Annotated in this window: 14 protein-coding genes and 1 tRNA gene; 7 read left to right on the top strand and 8 right to left on the bottom strand. The window is 67.0% G+C overall.

The genetic code is table 11. The features are described from left to right. The 7 genes from C7C56_RS18210 to hutC all read right to left on the bottom strand — a co-directional run. Positions 1-237: Arm DNA-binding domain-containing protein (locus C7C56_RS18210; protein WP_146204541.1), on the bottom strand; the 237-nt coding region annotated here is incomplete at its 3' end. A 183-nt stretch (positions 238-420) separates the two neighbouring features. Further along, a tRNA-Leu gene (locus tag C7C56_RS18205) sits at positions 421-507 on the bottom strand. A gap of 175 nt (positions 508-682) precedes the next feature. Beyond that, positions 683-2,413, bottom strand: a complete 1,731-nt coding sequence (locus tag C7C56_RS18200) for an ArnT family glycosyltransferase (protein ID WP_106758787.1) — start codon at positions 2,411-2,413, stop codon at positions 683-685. Positions 2,414-2,513: 100 nt separating this feature from the next. Then, positions 2,514-2,783, bottom strand: coding sequence for a type B 50S ribosomal protein L31 (locus tag C7C56_RS18195; protein WP_106758786.1), 270 nt, complete (start codon positions 2,781-2,783; stop codon positions 2,514-2,516). A gap of 344 nt (positions 2,784-3,127) precedes the next feature. Further along, positions 3,128-4,390 (bottom strand): transcription termination factor Rho, encoded by a 1,263-nt coding sequence (gene rho / locus C7C56_RS18190; protein WP_106758785.1) that lies wholly within the window; start codon positions 4,388-4,390, stop codon positions 3,128-3,130. 152 nt (positions 4,391-4,542) lie between these two features. Further along, a complete protein-coding gene (gene trxA / locus C7C56_RS18185; RefSeq protein ID WP_106758784.1) occupies positions 4,543-4,869 on the bottom strand; it encodes a thioredoxin TrxA in 327 nt (108 codons plus the stop codon). A 350-nt stretch (positions 4,870-5,219) separates the two neighbouring features. Then, entirely contained in the window at positions 5,220-5,939 is a 720-nt protein-coding gene (gene hutC / locus C7C56_RS18180; RefSeq protein ID WP_229458850.1) for a histidine utilization transcriptional repressor HutC, read from the bottom strand. Positions 5,940-6,079: 140 nt separating this feature from the next. Here hutC and ada point away from each other — a divergent pair, with 140 nt between their 5' ends. Continuing rightward, positions 6,080-7,159 carry a bifunctional DNA-binding transcriptional regulator/O6-methylguanine-DNA methyltransferase Ada gene (gene ada / locus C7C56_RS18175; RefSeq protein WP_106758782.1) on the top strand — a complete coding sequence of 360 codons (1,080 nt, stop codon included), beginning with the start codon at positions 6,080-6,082 and terminating at the stop codon, positions 7,157-7,159. Positions 7,160-7,253: 94 nt separating this feature from the next. Here ada and C7C56_RS18170 read toward each other — a convergent pair whose 3' ends face one another. Beyond that, positions 7,254-7,940, bottom strand: coding sequence for a transposase (locus C7C56_RS18170; protein ID WP_106758781.1), 687 nt, complete (start codon positions 7,938-7,940; stop codon positions 7,254-7,256). 252 nt (positions 7,941-8,192) lie between these two features. Here C7C56_RS18170 and C7C56_RS18165 point away from each other — a divergent pair, with 252 nt between their 5' ends. The 6 genes from C7C56_RS18165 (at position 8,193) to C7C56_RS18140 (ending at position 16,101) form a co-directional block, all read left to right on the top strand. Continuing rightward, entirely contained in the window at positions 8,193-9,857 is a 1,665-nt protein-coding gene (locus C7C56_RS18165; RefSeq protein WP_106758780.1) for an amidohydrolase, read from the top strand. A gap of 137 nt (positions 9,858-9,994) precedes the next feature. Then, positions 9,995-11,713: a urocanate hydratase gene (gene hutU, locus C7C56_RS18160; RefSeq protein ID WP_106758779.1), complete on the top strand. Its 1,719-nt coding sequence runs from the start codon at positions 9,995-9,997 to the stop codon at positions 11,711-11,713. Positions 11,714-11,780: 67 nt separating this feature from the next. After that, positions 11,781-13,331 (top strand): histidine ammonia-lyase, encoded by a 1,551-nt coding sequence (gene hutH / locus C7C56_RS18155; RefSeq protein WP_106758778.1) that lies wholly within the window; start codon positions 11,781-11,783, stop codon positions 13,329-13,331. Between the two features lie 39 nt (positions 13,332-13,370). Next, positions 13,371-14,159: an N-formylglutamate deformylase gene (hutG, locus tag C7C56_RS18150; RefSeq protein WP_106758777.1), complete on the top strand. Its 789-nt coding sequence runs from the start codon at positions 13,371-13,373 to the stop codon at positions 14,157-14,159. After that, positions 14,156-15,523 carry a formimidoylglutamate deiminase gene (locus tag C7C56_RS18145; RefSeq protein WP_106758776.1) on the top strand — a complete coding sequence of 456 codons (1,368 nt, stop codon included), beginning with the start codon at positions 14,156-14,158 and terminating at the stop codon, positions 15,521-15,523. Before hutG ends, C7C56_RS18145 begins: the two co-directional genes overlap by 4 nt. Beyond that, positions 15,520-16,101 carry a HutD/Ves family protein gene (locus tag C7C56_RS18140; RefSeq protein ID WP_106758775.1) on the top strand — a complete coding sequence of 194 codons (582 nt, stop codon included), beginning with the start codon at positions 15,520-15,522 and terminating at the stop codon, positions 16,099-16,101. Before C7C56_RS18145 ends, C7C56_RS18140 begins: the two co-directional genes overlap by 4 nt. Positions 16,102-16,103: the final 2 nt, after the last annotated feature.

Here is a 16,103-nt window from a genome sequence, read left to right as displayed (position 1 = left end):
ATATTCGGTCGGCGCCAACACCCTGGCCTCCGCTCGTCGCGCGCGTGCCTTGGCTAGGGATGTTGCTGGGTAGACACCGAGGGCCAGTGTCTTGCGTTTCTCGAGGAAACGATAGTCCAGCCGCCAGTACTTGCCAGTAGGCGTAACGAGGAGATACATGCCGTCCCCATCCGCGTGTTTTTCACCTGCAGGTTTTGCTGATTTAGCATTTCTGACGAACGTATCGGTGAGTGCCATGGCATACCTCCGCGCTGCGTGACGGTATACGATTTTAGCCAGTTTTGAGATACCGTCAAATCTGACGGTATTTTAGCGAGTGACCCTGCTTTTTGCTGAGACATGCTGAGCCATAAAAAAACCCGCCGTCATAGGATGATGGGCGGGTTTTGAGATGTTTTGAGACGGTCTGATCAGTTCTATTGGTGCCGGGAGCCGGAATCGAACCGGCACGCTGTTTCCAGCGCGGGATTTTGAGTCCCGTGCGTCTACCTATTCCGCCATCCCGGCAACGCGATCCGCATTATGGCCCATTTGCGCGCATCCGGCAAATTTTTCGGAACGGGCATGGTTGGCGCGCATTTTCTCGGCTTTCCCAGCCTTGCGCAATGTAAGGCCGGCGCCGCATCGGACGCGTGACAGCAATCTCAAACGCCCACGCCAGTGCGCCGGACTGGGCCAACGCTCACTCGCTGGGCGGCGCCCGACGATACAAGCGGAAGCGTTCATCACGGTCGGCCGGGCGCCGCCCCTCCCACAGCAATTCCCAGTTCTCGCCGCTTGCGAGGCCTTGCCGCCCGCGGCTGCCGCCCAGCTTGACGCTGTCTTGCAGCAAGACCAAATCGCAGCGCGCACCGTCGAGCCCGGCGAAATGGAGCTTCCCGAAATAGGCGATCGAGGCGCGCTGCGCCGCGCCCGCGTTGGTTTCGATGCAGGCGGTGCGGTCGGGCAGCTTGGCCACGAGTTGCCGCGCCATGATTTCGTAGCTCTTGCTGTAATTGAGGTCAGGCAGGAACAGCGTCATCAACAGCACCCACAGCAAAATCAATCCACCCGAGGACAGCACCACGGCGCGCCACAGCACCGCCGGCCGGCGCGACAGGCGCCAGTTGACCAGCGCGAACCAGCCCACGGTCGCGCCGGCCGCGACCAGGAAGGCGAACATGTCGAACTCCGGCGTGAAGCCGGGCACCAGCTTGAGCACGTTGGCGGCCAGCTTGGGCGGCCAGCCGGTCAGCTTGGCGAACCAGAACAGCCACACCATCGCCGCGATCATGGTCAGCACCATGACCGAGAACCAGTCGATCGCGTTGATGGCGCCGCGCTTCATGGTCGGCAGGCCGAACGCGGCCATGATGGCCAGCGGCGGCAGCAGTTTGAGCAGGTCGCCGTTTTCGGGCGCCGGGTTGCACAGGATTAAAACGGTCAGGGCGCCGACGAAACTGAGCGGCAACACGATGTGCAGCATGCCGCTCTGGCGGCGCCAGGCGTAGATGGCCCAGCCGGCAAACGGCCAGGCCGGCCAGAAGAACCAGATGCCGACCCGGAAGAAGGTCTTGATCGAGACCCAGGTCGGCAGGCCGATGTGTGCCGCATGCCAGCTCATCCAGTCGTCGACGGGCGACAGGTTGTACGGACGCAAGGCGGCCGCCGGCACGATCCACAGCAGCGCGATGCCGGCGCACACGAGCGTCGCGAAGGCCAGATGGCCGGCCACGCGCTTGCCGCACAGGTCGAGGAAGCGGGTGCACATGAACAATGCCAGCAGCAGCGCGACCGGCGCGAGCGGGCCGCGCGTGAGCGTGAGCGCCCCCAGCGACAGGCCGATCAGGGCGGCGTTGCGCAGGCTCGGCGCCTCCACGTAGCGCACCGAGCGGTACAGGAAGTAGGCCAGCAGCGCGCCCTGCAGGGTGACGGCGAGCGTCTCGTGGCTTTTCAGCAGCAGGCCGAGGCAGCCGAGGTAGATCAGCAGGGCGGTGTCGGCCAGGGTGCGGCCATAGTCGTTCGGCTCCGGCTGGCCGCCAAAGGCGAGCCGTAGCGGCTGCGCCTCGGGCCGGCGTCCGAGGTGGAACGCGGTGTACCAGACCGACATGGCGCCGAGCACGAAGATGCCGATGGTCGACACGCGCGCGGCCATCAGGTCGCCCAGCAGCCAGCCGAACAGCTTGATGCACAGCGCGCCGAGCCAGAACGCGAGCGGGCCCTCGCCGGCGGCGGGCAGCCCGGCCACGTTCGGGAACAGCCAGTCGTTGAGGTTGCCCTGCGCCATGGTCCACATGATGCCGAAGCTGGCCGCGTCGTCCTTCCACGGGGCCCTTCCGATCAGGCCGGGCAGGATGTAGAGCAGGCCCAGGGCGAACAGCGCCCAGCGGGGCAGGGCGAGGGTGGCGGCGGCGGACAGGCGGACTGGCTTCATTGATCAGATTCGGTGCGGGGGCACGTTGTAGCAGGGGCAGGGCGTAGTATCAACGAAAAAAAAGCAGCCGTGGCTGCTTTTTTTTGTCGTGCGGGGCAAATTAGCCCGCTGCGATGGCGGTCTTGGAACCGACGCTGCCGAATTTCTGGCGGAACTTCTCGACGCGGCCGGCGGTGTCGACGATCTTGTGCTTGCCCGTGTAGAAAGGATGCGATTCAGCCGACACCTCGATCTTGATCAGTGGGTACTCTTTACCCTCGTGGGTGATTTTTTCGCGGCTGCCCATGGTCGAGCGGGTCACGAATTTGAAGTCGCACGACAGGTCGTGGAACACGACTTCGCGGTAATCTGGATGGATATCTTTTCTCATTGTCTTGCCTCGGTTGGTTTGGTAGCCAAACAGCACTTCGTCGGTCGTCTTGCCTCTTGACCCGATTGCCGCTCACTTGCCAGGGTTAAATACTGCAACCGGCGATTATACACGGTAAACGCGGCCCGCAAAACGAAAAACGGCAAGCCCGGCCGGGCGGCTGTTGGCCACTCGGCGCAACCCGGACGTCCCTAAGGAGTCGTTCAAAAAGTGGCTTTAACAACTTGATCGGCCCTGGCGGGCGCGCCGCTGCGTCACACCTATTTATCCACGGCTCTAACCCGCGGTGCAGACGCAAAAGGGGCGGCCCGCGGACCGCCCCTTTTCAATGATGCGCGCCGGTGTTAGCCACCGCGCCGCATCATGTCGAAGAACTCGTTGTTGTTCTTCGTGGCCTTCATCTTGTCGAGGATGAACTCCATCGCCTCGATCTCGTCCATCGAGTACAGCAGTTTGCGCAGGATCCAGATCTTCTGCAGCTGGTCGGCCTTGATCAGCAATTCCTCGCGGCGGGTGCCGGACTTGTTGAGGTTGATCGCAGGGTAGACCCGCTTCTCGGCCAGGCGGCGCTCGAGGTGGACCTCCATGTTGCCGGTGCCCTTGAACTCCTCGAAGATCACGTCGTCCATGCGCGAGCCGGTTTCGATCAGGGCGGTCGCGATGATCGTCAGCGAACCGCCCTCCTCGATGTTGCGGGCGGCGCCGAAGAAGCGCTTGGGACGCTGCAGCGCGTTGGCGTCGACACCACCGGTGAGGACCTTGCCCGAGGCCGGGATCACGGTGTTGTAGGCGCGCGCGAGGCGGGTGATCGAGTCGAGCAGGATGATCACGTCTTTTTTCATCTCGACCAGGCGCTTGGCTTTTTCGAGCACCATCTCGGCGACCTGGACGTGGCGCGTGGCCGGCTCGTCGAAGGTCGAGGCGACCACTTCGCCGCGCACCGAACGCTGCATCTCGGTCACTTCCTCGGGACGCTCGTCGATGAGCAAGACGATCAGCGTGCAGTCGGGGTGGTTGGCGGTGATCGCGTGCGCGATGTGCTGCAGGATGACCGACTTGCCCGATTTTGGGGAGGCCACCAGCAGGCCGCGCTGGCCCTTGCCGATCGGCGCGATCAGGTCGATGATGCGGCCGGTGATGTTCTCCTGGCCGTTCATCTCGCGCTCGAGGCGCAGCGGCTCGTTGGGGTGCAGCGGGGTCAGGTTCTCGAACAGGATGCGGTGCTTGGAGGCCTCGGGCGACTCGCCGTTGACCTTGTCGACCTTGACCAGCGCGAAATAGCGCTCGCCGTCTTTGGGGGTGCGCACCTCGCCCTCGATCGAGTCGCCGGTGTGCAGGTTGAAGCGGCGGATCTGCGACGGCGAAATGTAGATGTCGTCGGTCGAGGCCATGTAGCTGGCGTCGGGCGAGCGCAGGAAGCCGAAGCCGTCGGGCAGCACCTCGAGGGCGCCGTCGCCGAAGATCTGCTCGCCCGATTTCGCGCGCTTTTTAAGGATCGCGAACATCAGTTCTTGTTTGCGCAGCCGGGCCGCGTTGTCTATATCGAGGCCGATCGCCATCTCCAGCAAAGCGGAGACGTGCATGGCCTTCAGTTCAGATAAATGCATGTTTGAGTCCCGTGACGGGAAGTAAAGGTAGGGGAGGGAACTGCGTGGGTTGATTTTAATAATGGGGAAGGATCGAGTCGATGCCGCTTCGCTTCCCGGCCGCGCGGACGGCGGCGCGGGCGCGCCGCCGTCACGGTGCTGGCGTGTTTTTCTTAGATGTTGCTGTCGATGAAGGCGGTCAATTGGGCCTTGCCCATGACGCCGACTTTTTCGGCCGCCGCGACACCGTTCTTGAACAGCACCAGGGTCGGGATGCCGCGGATGCCGAACTTGGTCGGGATGACCTGGTTCGAATCGACGTCCATCTTGACGATCTGCAGCTTGCCTTCGTATTCCTTGGACACTTCCTCGAGGATCGGGGCGATCGCCTTGCAGGGGGCGCACCACTCGGCCCAGAAGTCGACCAGGACGGGACGCTCCGATTTGAGCACGTCGGCTTCGAAGGATGCATCGCTGATGTGTTTGATATTTTCGCTCATGATTTCCTCAATCGAGGTAGGTGAATGTTGTTGTTTTGGGACGTTTGCCGATCCTGCTACGGAGAGCGCCATCCAGCTTCCGGAACTACATCGCTGAAGGTAGTGCCGTAGCGGGCGAATTCAATAGTGGAAGGGTGGCAAGAGGATTCAGGCGGGAATTTAGCCGAAATAATAACCTATTTTTCGGCGCTGTGTCGCGCCATGTAAAAATTGTTGTGCGGGTCGCCTCCGCGCCTGGACGCCATATTACACGCCTTCGGCCCGCGCGGGGCGGGGCGGGGGCGCCGGCGGCGCGGAGGCCGGCGCGCTCGCTGGCAAAATAACAACAGAAGGCATCGCCCTCCGCGTGCTCAGCCGACGCTGCCGGTGTACTGGTACAACTGTCCCGGATGCCACATGGTCACCACCGAGGCGACCCGCTCGAGCGAGCTGGTGACGCGCTTGAGCACCAGGCAGCAGGTGCGCGCGTCGACCGCGAGCATCTCGGCGATATCGCGCGGGGCCGGCAGCGCCTCGATGCTGTAGGTCGCCCCCTGCAGCGGGGCGGCCGCCATCAGGTGCTCGTTGGGGGTGATGCTGGCGAAATCCTGGAGCAGGTAGTCGGGCGCGCATTGTGGGTTGACCCAGCGGTCCTCGACCTGGATCGGCACCTCGTTCTCGAAGTGGACGATCACCGAGTGGAACAGCATGGCCTGGGCCGCGAGGTCGAACTGGCGCGCCAGCGGCTCGCTGGCGGGGGCCTGCTCGAGCAGGTGCAGGGCGCTGCGGTGCGCGTGGCCGCGCGCGCGCACCTCGTCGGCGATGCTTTTGATCTCGACCAGCGTGGCCTGGTATTTTTTGGGCGCGACGAAGGTGCCCGAGCCCTGGCGTCGGGTGAGCACGTGTTCGGCCGTCAGTTCGCGCACGGCGCGGTTGACGGTCATGCGCGAGACCCCGAACTGGCGCACCAGGGCCTGTTCGGACGGGACCACCTCGCCCTCCTTCCAGCGGCCGGCGGCGATCTCGCCGACCAGGTAGTCCTTGATCCGCTGGAAAATGGGCAGGCTGTCTTGCGCGATGGTGTGTTCCAAACTACTCTCCGGGGTGGCGCGGCGAAAAGGCGATTCTAGCATCCGAATTCAAAAGCAAGACCCGAGGTGCGGCGCGGCGTGGCGCGGTCCATGATGGCCTCGATCTAAGCACACCAAGAAGCAACCGGAAGGGCCAGGCCATGAAAGCGGCGACGATGACGGCGCACAAGCACGACTACGACAGCGACGAGCTGCGCTGGGCCGCGGTGCGGGGGCGCGACCAGGGCGCCGACGGCGTCTTCTACTACTCGGTGAGCAGCACGGGCGTGTACTGCCGGCCCTCGTGCGGGGCGCGTCCGGCGCTGCGGCGCAATGTGCGCTTCCACGCCAGTTGCGCCGAGGCCGAGGCGGCCGGCTTCCGCGCCTGCCTGCGCTGCAAGCCGGGGCAGCCGCCCCTGGCCGAACGCCAGGCGGCGCTGGTGGCGCGGGCCTGCCGCCTGATCGACGCGGCCGACGAGGCGCCGGATCTCGACAGCCTGGCGGCGGCGGCCGGCATGAGCCGCTTCCATTTCCACCGCGTGTTCAAGGCCCACGCCGGCATCACGCCGAAGGCCTACGCGGCGGCGGTGCGCGCCGAACGGCTCAAGCGCGCGCTGGAGCGCTCGGCGAGCGTGACGGCGGCGATCTACGACGCCGGCTTCAACTCGAGCGGGCGCTATTACGCGGCCTCGGCGCAGGTGCTGGGCATGACGGCGCAGGCGTGGCGGGCGGGCGGCAGCGGGGCGGCGATCCGCTTCGCGATCGGCCAGTGCAGCCTGGGGGCGATCCTGGTGGCGGCGACCGACAAGGGCGTTTGCGCGATCTTGATGGGGGACGACCCGGAGTTGTTGGCGCGCGACCTGCAGGACCGCTTCCCGCAGGCCGACTTGCGCGGCGCGGAGGCCGACTTCGAGCAAAGCATCGCCAGGGTGGTCGGCATGGTCGAGCGGCCCGATCTGGGCCTCGACCTGCCGCTGGACGTGCGCGGCACCGCCTTCCAGCGGCGCGTGTGGCAGGCGCTGCGGACGATCCCGAGCGGCGCGACGGTCAGCTACACCGAGCTGGCGGCGCTGGTTGGCCTGCCGAACGGGGCGCGCGCGGTGGCGGGCGCGTGCGCGGCGAACCCGGTGGCGGTGGCGATCCCGTGCCACCGCGTGGTGCGCACGGACGGCGGCCTGTCTGGCTACCGCTGGGGCGTCGAGCGCAAGCGAGCGCTGCTGGATCGCGAAAACAACCAATAGTCCCACCAATTTCAAAACCGGGGTCTGACCCCGATAGCGAAACATTCCGCTATCGGGGTCAGACCCCGGTTGTGCAACAAACTGCCGCGTATCCTCAAGCACCCGGGCGTCTACCCGGGCTTTGCCGGCAAACTCGTTGCCCGAGCGCGCCTGCAGCCTTCTCGAAAAATTGCTCGGTGCCCACAGCATAGTTGCCGTTCGTCGCGTAGCGAATCTTGCATAAATCGTCTTCCAGCACCGACTCTTTGAATAACGCGAGGTATGCGTCGGTGCGGCTTTGACGGTCGATGCCCATTTGGCGCGTGATTGGATGTGCCGTCAGGAAGGAATCGTTGCCGCCTGATGAGTTGTTTTTGAAACTGGACCATCGGTATTCGGCGGGATGATTCACCAGGCCAGCGCGCACTGGATTGAGTTCTATATAGCGTTGGCAAATGAGGAAGTAGCGCTCCTCATCGACGAGGCCGGAACGGAAGCGGCCATCCCATAGGGTGCCGGTCCGCGTATGGCGGCGGTTGAAATATTGCACGTAGCGTTCGCCGACCGCTTTCATCATCCTCGCGGGCGAGGTCTTGTCCGACGGAGAGGCCAGCAGGTGAACGTGATTGGTCATCAACACGTAAGCATGAATGGCGCAGCCGCTCTCGCTCGCGCAAGTCGCTAACAAATCCAGATAGACGAGGTAGTCCGAGTCGACCGCGAAACAACGATGACGGTTATTGCCGCGCTGAATTATGTGGAGGGGAACGTCTGCAAGGACTAAGCGTGCACGTCTGGCCATGGCAACCCCGCAAGGTGAAGTTAATCCATCACGCTATGGCGCAACGCCAATCCCTGGTTCGACGCTCGTCAATTGGAAGCGATGCACGCGGGCGACTGTTTCGCTATCGGGGTCTGACCCCGATAGCGAAATATTGCTCAATCGGGGTCAGACCCCGGTTGCCCGATTCGCGTGGGGGGAAATGTTGCCGAATCGATGTCGGAAGCTTACACTCGTCTCCTTGTCCTCAATTCTGAATTTGGAGAGTCACCGATGCGCCTGATCCCTTTGCAGTGTTCCTTGTTGGTCGCCGCGGCGCTCGCCGCTCCCGCGGCTGTGGCCGATACCGTGATCGATAATGCGGTCGGCTATACCCTCGACAGCAAGAACGCGCTGGTGCAGTTCTCTTCGCTCGCTTTCGACGACGCCGGCCGCGTCATCGCCGTCGGCACCGCCGCCGAGATGGCCGCAAGGGCGCCCAAGGCGCGCCATATCGATATGCAGGGCAAGACCATCCTGCCCGGTCTGATCGACGCGCACGGCCATGTGTTCAACCTCGGCGAAATGCTGACCCAACTCGATCTGAGCGCCAGCGCCTCGCTCGCCGATGCGCTCGCCCAGGCGGCCGCCTACGGCCGCGCCAATCCCGGCCATGCATGGCTGCGCGGGCGCGGCTGGAACCAGGAGATCTGGAAGCTGGGCCGCTTTCCAACCGCCGCCGAACTCGATGGCGCGGTGCAGGACCGACCCATGTGGCTCTCGCGCGTCGACGGCCATGCCGGCTGGGCCAACAGCCGCGCGCTGGCGCTCGCCGGCATCACCAGGGCCACGCCCGATCCGGCCGGCGGCAAGATCATGCGCGACGCGCAGGGCAATGCGACCGGGGTGCTGATCGACGCCGCCCAGGACCTCGTCGACCGCGTCCTGCCCAAGCAGAGCGAGGCCGAGGCCCGCGTGGTGCTCGACCGCGCACTGGCGCAGATGGCGCAGATGGGCCTGACCAGCGTCCACGACGCCGGCGTCAACGTGGCCCAGGACGCGCTCTACCGCGAATACGCCGACCTGCGCAAACTGAGCACGCGCGTGTACGGCATGATCGGCGGGGTCGGCGCCGACTTCGACCGCCTCGCCGGCAAGGGTCCGCTGCCGTCCTACGCCCAAGACGTCTACGCGCTGCGCGCGGTCAAGCTGTATTCGGACGGCGCCCTCGGCAGCCGCGGCGCCGCGCTGATCGCCCCCTACAGCGACGAGCCGGCCTCGCGCGGCCTGCTGTTTTACAAGCAGACGGCGATCGGCGCGATGATGGAGAAGGCCATGCGGCGCGGCTACCAGGTCAATGTGCACGCGATCGGCGACGCCGGCAACCGCCAGGTGCTCGACGCCTTCCAGCGCCTGATCCCCAAGACCGGCAAGGGCGCGCAGCGCCACCGCATCGAGCATGCGCAGGTGGTGGCGCCGGCCGACATCGGGCGCTTCAAGCGCATCGGGATCATCCCGTCGATGCAGCCCACCCACGCGACCTCGGACATGAACATGGCCGAAAACCGCGTCGGCCCGCAGCGCATCGGCGGCGCCTACGCCTGGCGCAGCTTCGCCCAGCAAGGCTCGCGCATCGCCTGCGGTTCCGACTTCCCGGTCGAGTCGTCCAATCCGTTCTTCGGCATCCACGCCGCTGTCACGCGCCAGGACGCGGCCGGGCGGCCGGTCGCCGGCTGGTTCCCGGAGCAGGCGCTCTCGCTCAAGGAGGCGCTGCGCTGCTTCACGCTCGACGCCGCCTACGCCGGCCACCAGGAGCAAAACCTCGGTTCGCTCGAGCCGGGCAAATGGGCCGATTTCGTCGTCATCGACCGCGACCTGTTCCGCATCGCGCCGGCCGACATCCACAAGACCGCCGTGCTCGAGACCTGGGTCGCGGGCCGCCAGGTGTTCAAGAAGTAGGGCTCCCGAAATAGCAGTTGACTTGGTTGTCTATACAACTTAGACTTGGTTCATGCACGATGGCGCGCGGGGATTTGTCACGCCAACCCGCCACGCCAACCCGCCGCGCCATTTCTTAACCGACCCAAGGAGCCGCCATGACCACCGATTCGATCCGCACCGACGACGATCCCCGCTTCGACGCGACCCGCGTCATCCGCGCCCCGCGCGGCACCGAGCGCAGTTGCAAGAGCTGGGCGACCGAGGCGGCCTACCGCATGGTGCAGAACAACCTCGACGCCGAGGTGGCCGAGAATCCGAAGCACCTGGTGGTTTACGGCGGCATCGGCCGCGCCGCCCGCAACTGGGCCTGCTACGACCAGATCCTGGCCTGCCTGCGCGAGCTCGAGGACGACCAGACCCTGCTGATCCAGTCGGGCAAGCCGGTCGGCGTGTTCCAGACCCACCCCGACGCGCCGCGCGTGCTGATCGCCAATTCGAATCTGGTGCCCAAGTGGGCCAACTGGGAGCACTTCAACGAGCTCGATCGCAAGGGCCTGTTCATGTACGGCCAGATGACCGCCGGCAGCTGGATCTACATCGGCACCCAGGGCATCGTGCAGGGCACCTACGAGACCTTCGCCGAGGCCGGCCGCCAGCATTTCGGCGGCGACTGGGGCGGGCGCTGGATCCTCACCGCCGGCCTGGGCGGGATGGGCGGCGCGCAGCCGCTCGCGGCCAGCTTCGCCGGCGCCGTCTCGCTCAACATCGAGTGCCAGCAGGCCAGCATCGACTTCCGCCTGCGCACCCGCTATGTCGACAAGCAGGCGCTTGACATCGACGACGCGATCGCCCTCGTCAAGCACCACACCGCGCGGCGCGAGGCGGTCTCGATCGCCCTGCTCGGCAACGCGGCCGACATCCTGCCCGAGCTGGTGCGGCGCGCCAGGGCCGGCGGCATCGTGCCCGACATGGTCACCGACCAGACCTCGGCGCACGACCTGGTGAACGGCTACCTGCCGAGCGGCTGGAGCGTCGAGCAGTGGAAGGCGGCGCAGCAGGACCGGTCGCAGCACGCGCGCCTGGTGGCCGAGGCCGCGGCCTCGTGCGCGGTGCACGTGCGGGCGATCCTCGACTTCCACGCGATGGGGGTCAAGGCGGTCGACTACGGCAACAACATCCGCCAGGTCGCGCTCGACCATGGCGTGGCCGACGCGTTCTCGTTCCCCGGCTTCGTGCCGGCCTACATCCGGCCCCAGTTCTGCGAGGGCCGCGGCCCGTTCCGCTGGGTCGCGCTGTCGGGCGACCCGGAGGACATCTACAAGACCGACGCCAAGATCAAGGAGCTGTTCCCGCACCATAAACAGGTGCACCACTGGCTCGACATGGCGCGCGAGCGCATCGCCTTCCAGGGCCTGCCGGCGCGCATCTGCTGGCTCGGCCTCGGCGAGCGCCACCTGGCCGGCCTGGCCTTCAACGAGATGGTGCGCACGGGCGAGCTCAAGGCGCCGATCGTGATCGGCCGCGACCACCTCGACACCGGCTCGGTCGCCAGCCCCAACCGCGAGACCGAGGCCATGCGCGACGGCACCGACGCCGTCTCCGACTGGCCGCTGCTCAACGCCATGCTCAACACGGCCAGCGGCGCGACCTGGGTCTCGCTGCACCACGGCGGCGGGGTCGGCATGGGCTACTCGCAGCACTCGGGCATGGTGATCGTGGCCGACGGCAGCGAGGCCGCCGCCAGGCGCCTCGCGCGCGTGCTCGTCAACGACAGCGGCTCGGGCGTGATGCGCCACGCCGACGCCGGCTACGACAGCGCCATCGCCTGCGCCAAGCGCAACGACCTGAACCTGCCGATGGTGCGCCAGGACTAGGCCGCCCCCAATACAATAACGATCACAATAACGATCACAATAACGATCACATTCAAAAGACAAGCATATGACCACCACTGAAAACCAAGGCTGGACCCTGACCCCGGGCGCGATGACGCTGGCCGACCTGCGCGCCGTGTGGGCCGCCCCGGCCGGGCTGACCCTGGCGCCGCACGCGTACACGGCGGTCAAAGCCTCGGCCGCCGCGGTCGAGGCCATCGTCGCCAAGGGCGAGGCCGCCTACGGCATCAACACCGGCTTCGGCATCCTGGCCAAGGCCCGCATCCCCGACGAGCAGCTCGAGCAGCTGCAGCGCAACCTGATCCTGTCGCACGCGGTCGGCACCGGCGAGCTGCTGTCCGACGCGGTGGTGCGCCTGATCGTGCTGATGAAGATCGGCAGCCTGGCGCGCGGTTTTTCGGGCGTGCGCCCTTTGATCGTCGACACCCTGATCGCGCTCTACAACGCAGGCATCATGCCGGCCATTCCCGCCAAGGGCTCGGTCGGCGCCTCGGGCGACCTCGCGCCGCTGGCCCACATGACGCTCGCCATGCTCGGCGTGGGCCCGGTGCGGGTCGACGGCCAGCTGCTGGACGCGGCCGATGCGCTCAAGGCCGCCGGCATCGCGCCGGTGGTGCTGGCCGCAAAGGAGGGGCTGGCGCTGATCAACGGCACCCAGGTCTCGACCGCGCTGGCGCTGCACGGCCTGTTCATGACCGAGCGCCTGCTCGAGGCGGCGATGGTCACCGGCGCGCTCTCGCTCGACGCGGCCAAGGGCAGCGACGCCCCGTTCGACGCCCGCGTGCACGCGGTGCGCGGCCAGCCCGGCCAGATCGCGGCGGCCGCCGTGTACCGCCAGCTGGTGACCGACAGCGCGATCCGCGCCTCGCACCTGGTCGGCGACGAGCGCGTGCAGGACCCGTACAGCCTGCGCTGCCAGCCGCAGGTGATGGGCGCCATCACCGACCTCGTCAACAACGTCGCGCGCACCCTGCTGATCGAGGCCAACGCCGTCACCGACAACCCCCTGATCTTCGCCGACACCGGGCAGATCATCTCGGGCGGGAACTTCCACGCCGAGCCGGTCGCCTTCGCGGCCGACACGCTGGCGCTGGCGATCGCCGAGATCGGCGCGCTGTCGGAGCGCCGCATCGCGCTGCTGATCGACGCCAACCTGTCGGGCCTGCCCGCCTTCCTGGTGCGCGAGCCGGGCGTCAATTCGGGCTTCATGATCGCCCACGTCACGGCCGCCGCGCTGGCGTCCGAGAACAAGTCGTTCGCCCATCCGGCCAGCGTCGACAGCCTGCCGACCTCGGCCAACCAGGAGGACCATGTCAGCATGGCCACCTTCGCGGCGCGCCGGCTTGACGATATGGCGCACAATACGGCTGTCATCGTGGCCATCGAGCTGCTGGCGGCTGCGCAGGGAGTCGACTTCCACCGCCCCCTGAAGTCGTCGCCGCACCTCGAGCAGGTGCATTTCCAGCTGCGCCTGCAGGTGCCGTTCTTCGACGCCGACCGCTTCTTCGCGCCCGACATCGAAGCGGCGCGCCAGATGGTGCTGTCGGGCCGGCTCAGCGCCGGGTGCAAGAGCGTGTTCGCGGGCCTGTACGCCTGAAATAAACAAAAAACGCAGTAAGTCTAAGCCGGAGCGACAATGGATTTCGATTTCAAGGCAGGAAGTATCCCGGTGCTGGTCTCCATGCCGCACGTCGGCACCGACATCCCCGACGACATCGCGGCGCGTATGGCCCCGTGCGCGGCCGCCAGGGCCGACACCGACTGGCACCTAGCGCAGCTCTACGATTTCGCGCGCGAGATGGGCGCCTCGACGCTGGCGGCGCGCTGGTCGCGCTACGTGATCGACGTCAACCGCCCGCCCGAGGACACCAACCTGTATCCGGGCATGGACACCACCGGCCTGTGCCCGGTCGACACCTTCGGCCGCGAGCCCTTGTACCTGCCCGGCGCCGAGCCGGACGGCGCCGATGTCGAGCGGCGCCTGGCGCGCTACTGGCGCCCGTACCACGCGCAGCTGCGCGCCGAACTCGACCGCTTGTTGGCGGTCCACGGCAAGGTGCTGCTGTGGGATGCCCATTCGATCGCCTCGGTGGTGCCGCGCTTTTTCGAGGGGCGCCTGCCGGACCTCAATTTCGGCACCGCCGGCGGCAGCTCGTGCGCGCCGGCCATGGAGCAGGCGGTGATCGGCCTGGCCCGGGCGCAGGAGCGTTTTTCGGTGGCCGTCAACGGCCGCTTCAAGGGCGGTTTCATCACGCGCCATTACGGCCGGCCCGGCGCCGACGTGCACGCGATCCAGCTCGAGATGTGCCAGTGCCTGTACATGAACGAGTCGGCGCCGTTCGCCTACCGCCCCGACCTGGCCGCGCAGGTGCAGCCCCTGCTGCGCCAGATGCTGGCCGCCGCCGGCGACTGGGTGCGCCGGTGAACGCGCTGTTCGCCCGCCACGCCCTGCTCGAGCAAGGCTGGCAGGCCGACGTCCTGATCGAATGGGACGCGCGCGGCGACCTGACCGGCGCCACCGCCGGCGCCGCCGCCCCGGCCGGGGTCCCGGTCGCCGGTCTGGTCACGCCGGGCATGGTCAACCTGCATTCGCACGCCTTCCAGCGCGCGCTCGGCGGCCTGACCGAGACCGCCGGCGACGGCCCCGACAGCTTCTGGACCTGGCGCGACCTGATGTACCGCTTCGCGCGCCACATCACGCCCGAGCACATCGAGGCGATCGCCGCGCAGCTGTTCTCCGAATGCCTGCGCCACGGTTACACCGCCATTTGCGAATTCCATTACGTGCAGCGCGACGCCGGCGGCGCTTTCTACGCGCGCCCGGCCGAAACCGCCGAACGGGTGGTGGCGGCGGCGCGCGGCGCCGGCATCGGCCTGACCATGCTGCCGGTGTTGTACAGCTACGCGGGCTTCGGCGCCGCGCCGCTCAAGCCCGAGCAGGCGCGCTTTAAAACCGACGCGCAGCAGGTGCTGGGCATCATCGAGGCGCTCGAGCCGCTGCGCGACGCCCAGACCGAGGTGGGGGTGGCGCCCCATTCGCTGCGCGCGGCCTCGGCCGAACAGATCCGCGAGGTGCTCGCCGCGCTGCCAAAGCCGCGCCCGGTGCACATCCACATCGCCGAGCAGCAGGCCGAGGTGCGGCAGTGCCTCGACGCCACCGGCCGGCGCCCGGTGCAGTACCTGATGGAGCAGCTCGAGGTCGATCCTCGCTGGTGCCTGGTGCACGCGACCCACCTGGTCGACGCCGAGGTCGCGGCGCTGGCTGCCAGCGGCGCGGTCGCCGGGCTGTGCCCTAGCACCGAGGCCAACCTGGGCGACGGCCTGTTCCCGCTGGCGCCGTATCTGGCGGCGGGCGGGCGCTTCGGCATCGGCACCGACAGCCACGTCTCGCAAGGCGCGGTCGAGGAATTGCGCTGGCTCGAATACGGCCAGCGCCTGCTGCACCAGCGCCGCTGCGTCGCCGCCGGCCCCGGCCAGCGGCGGGTGGGCGACTTTTTGTGGCAGGGCGCGCTGCGCGGCGGGGCGCAGGCCGCCGGACGGCCGCTCGGCGCGCTGGCGCCGGGCCGGCGCGCCGACCTGCTGGTGCTCGACAGCGAGCACCCGAACCTGGACGGCGTCGGCCCCGACGACGTGCTGGGCGCGTTTGTCTTTTGTGGCAACGACAATCTCGTCAAGGATGTGATGGTGGGCGGCCGCTGGGTCGTGCGCGATCACGAGCACATCGCGCAAACGGCGATTGCGCAGCGCTTCAAACAGACCGTCGCCGAACTTAGAAAGCTGCGCTCATGACCTCCCTGATTGCCTACGCCGCTTTGGAGCCGACCTGCTGGAAGAACGGCGCCGGCAGCACCATCGAAATCGCCACCGCGCCCAAGGGCGCCGGCTTCGACGACTTCGACTGGCGCGTCAGCCTGGCGACGATCGCGCAGGACGGGCCGTTCTCGGTGTTTCCTGGCATCGAACGCACGCTGGCGCTGGTCGAGGGCGCCGGCATGACGCTCGACATCGAAGGCCACAGCCGCTTCCGCCTGAGCGACGAACACCCGGTGCTCGAATTCGCGGGCGAATCGGTGGTCAAGGCCAGCCTCAACGGCGGCGCCACCACCGATTTCAACGTCATGACGCGGCGCGCGCGCTGCCACCACCGGCTGGGCCGGCGCACCCTCGCCGGCAGCTCCGAGTTCGCCCCGCGCGGCGATGTCACGCTGCTGTTCCTGGCCGACGGCGAAAGCCTGTCGGTGAGCAGCGAGGTCGAGCGGCTCGGCATGGTGCGCTTCGACGCGCTGCTGTTCGACCCGGGCACCGTCTGGACCCTCGAGACCGACCGCGCCACGGTGTTCATCGTCGATATCTTCTTCAACACCTGAGG

Source organism: Massilia glaciei (assembly GCF_003011895.2).
Lineage (GTDB): Bacteria > Pseudomonadota > Gammaproteobacteria > Burkholderiales > Burkholderiaceae_D > Telluria_A > Telluria_A glaciei.
The sequence above is the reverse complement of the archived record's forward strand: the minus strand, read 5'-3'. Positions and strand labels throughout refer to the sequence as shown.

Excerpts from the sequence above, each read along its gene's own strand:
- trxA (WP_106758784.1), bottom strand. The coding sequence starts at position 4,869 with ATGAGCGAAAATATCAAACACATCAGCGATGCATCCTTCGAAGCCGAC.
- C7C56_RS18170 (WP_106758781.1), bottom strand. The coding sequence starts at position 7,940 with ATGGCCAGACGTGCACGCTTAGTCCTTGCAGACGTTCCCCTCCACATA.
- ada (WP_106758782.1), top strand. The coding sequence starts at position 6,080 with ATGAAAGCGGCGACGATGACGGCGCACAAGCACGACTACGACAGCGAC.
- hutH (WP_106758778.1), top strand. The coding sequence starts at position 11,781 with ATGACCACCACTGAAAACCAAGGCTGGACCCTGACCCCGGGCGCGATG.
- hutU (WP_106758779.1), top strand. The coding sequence starts at position 9,995 with ATGACCACCGATTCGATCCGCACCGACGACGATCCCCGCTTCGACGCG.
- rho (WP_106758785.1), bottom strand. The coding sequence starts at position 4,390 with ATGCATTTATCTGAACTGAAGGCCATGCACGTCTCCGCTTTGCTGGAG.
- C7C56_RS18165 (WP_106758780.1), top strand. The coding sequence starts at position 8,193 with ATGCGCCTGATCCCTTTGCAGTGTTCCTTGTTGGTCGCCGCGGCGCTC.
- C7C56_RS18200 (WP_106758787.1), bottom strand. The coding sequence starts at position 2,413 with ATGAAGCCAGTCCGCCTGTCCGCCGCCGCCACCCTCGCCCTGCCCCGC.
- hutG (WP_106758777.1), top strand. The coding sequence starts at position 13,371 with ATGGATTTCGATTTCAAGGCAGGAAGTATCCCGGTGCTGGTCTCCATG.
- C7C56_RS18140 (WP_106758775.1), top strand. The coding sequence starts at position 15,520 with ATGACCTCCCTGATTGCCTACGCCGCTTTGGAGCCGACCTGCTGGAAG.
- C7C56_RS18195 (WP_106758786.1), bottom strand. The coding sequence starts at position 2,783 with ATGAGAAAAGATATCCATCCAGATTACCGCGAAGTCGTGTTCCACGAC.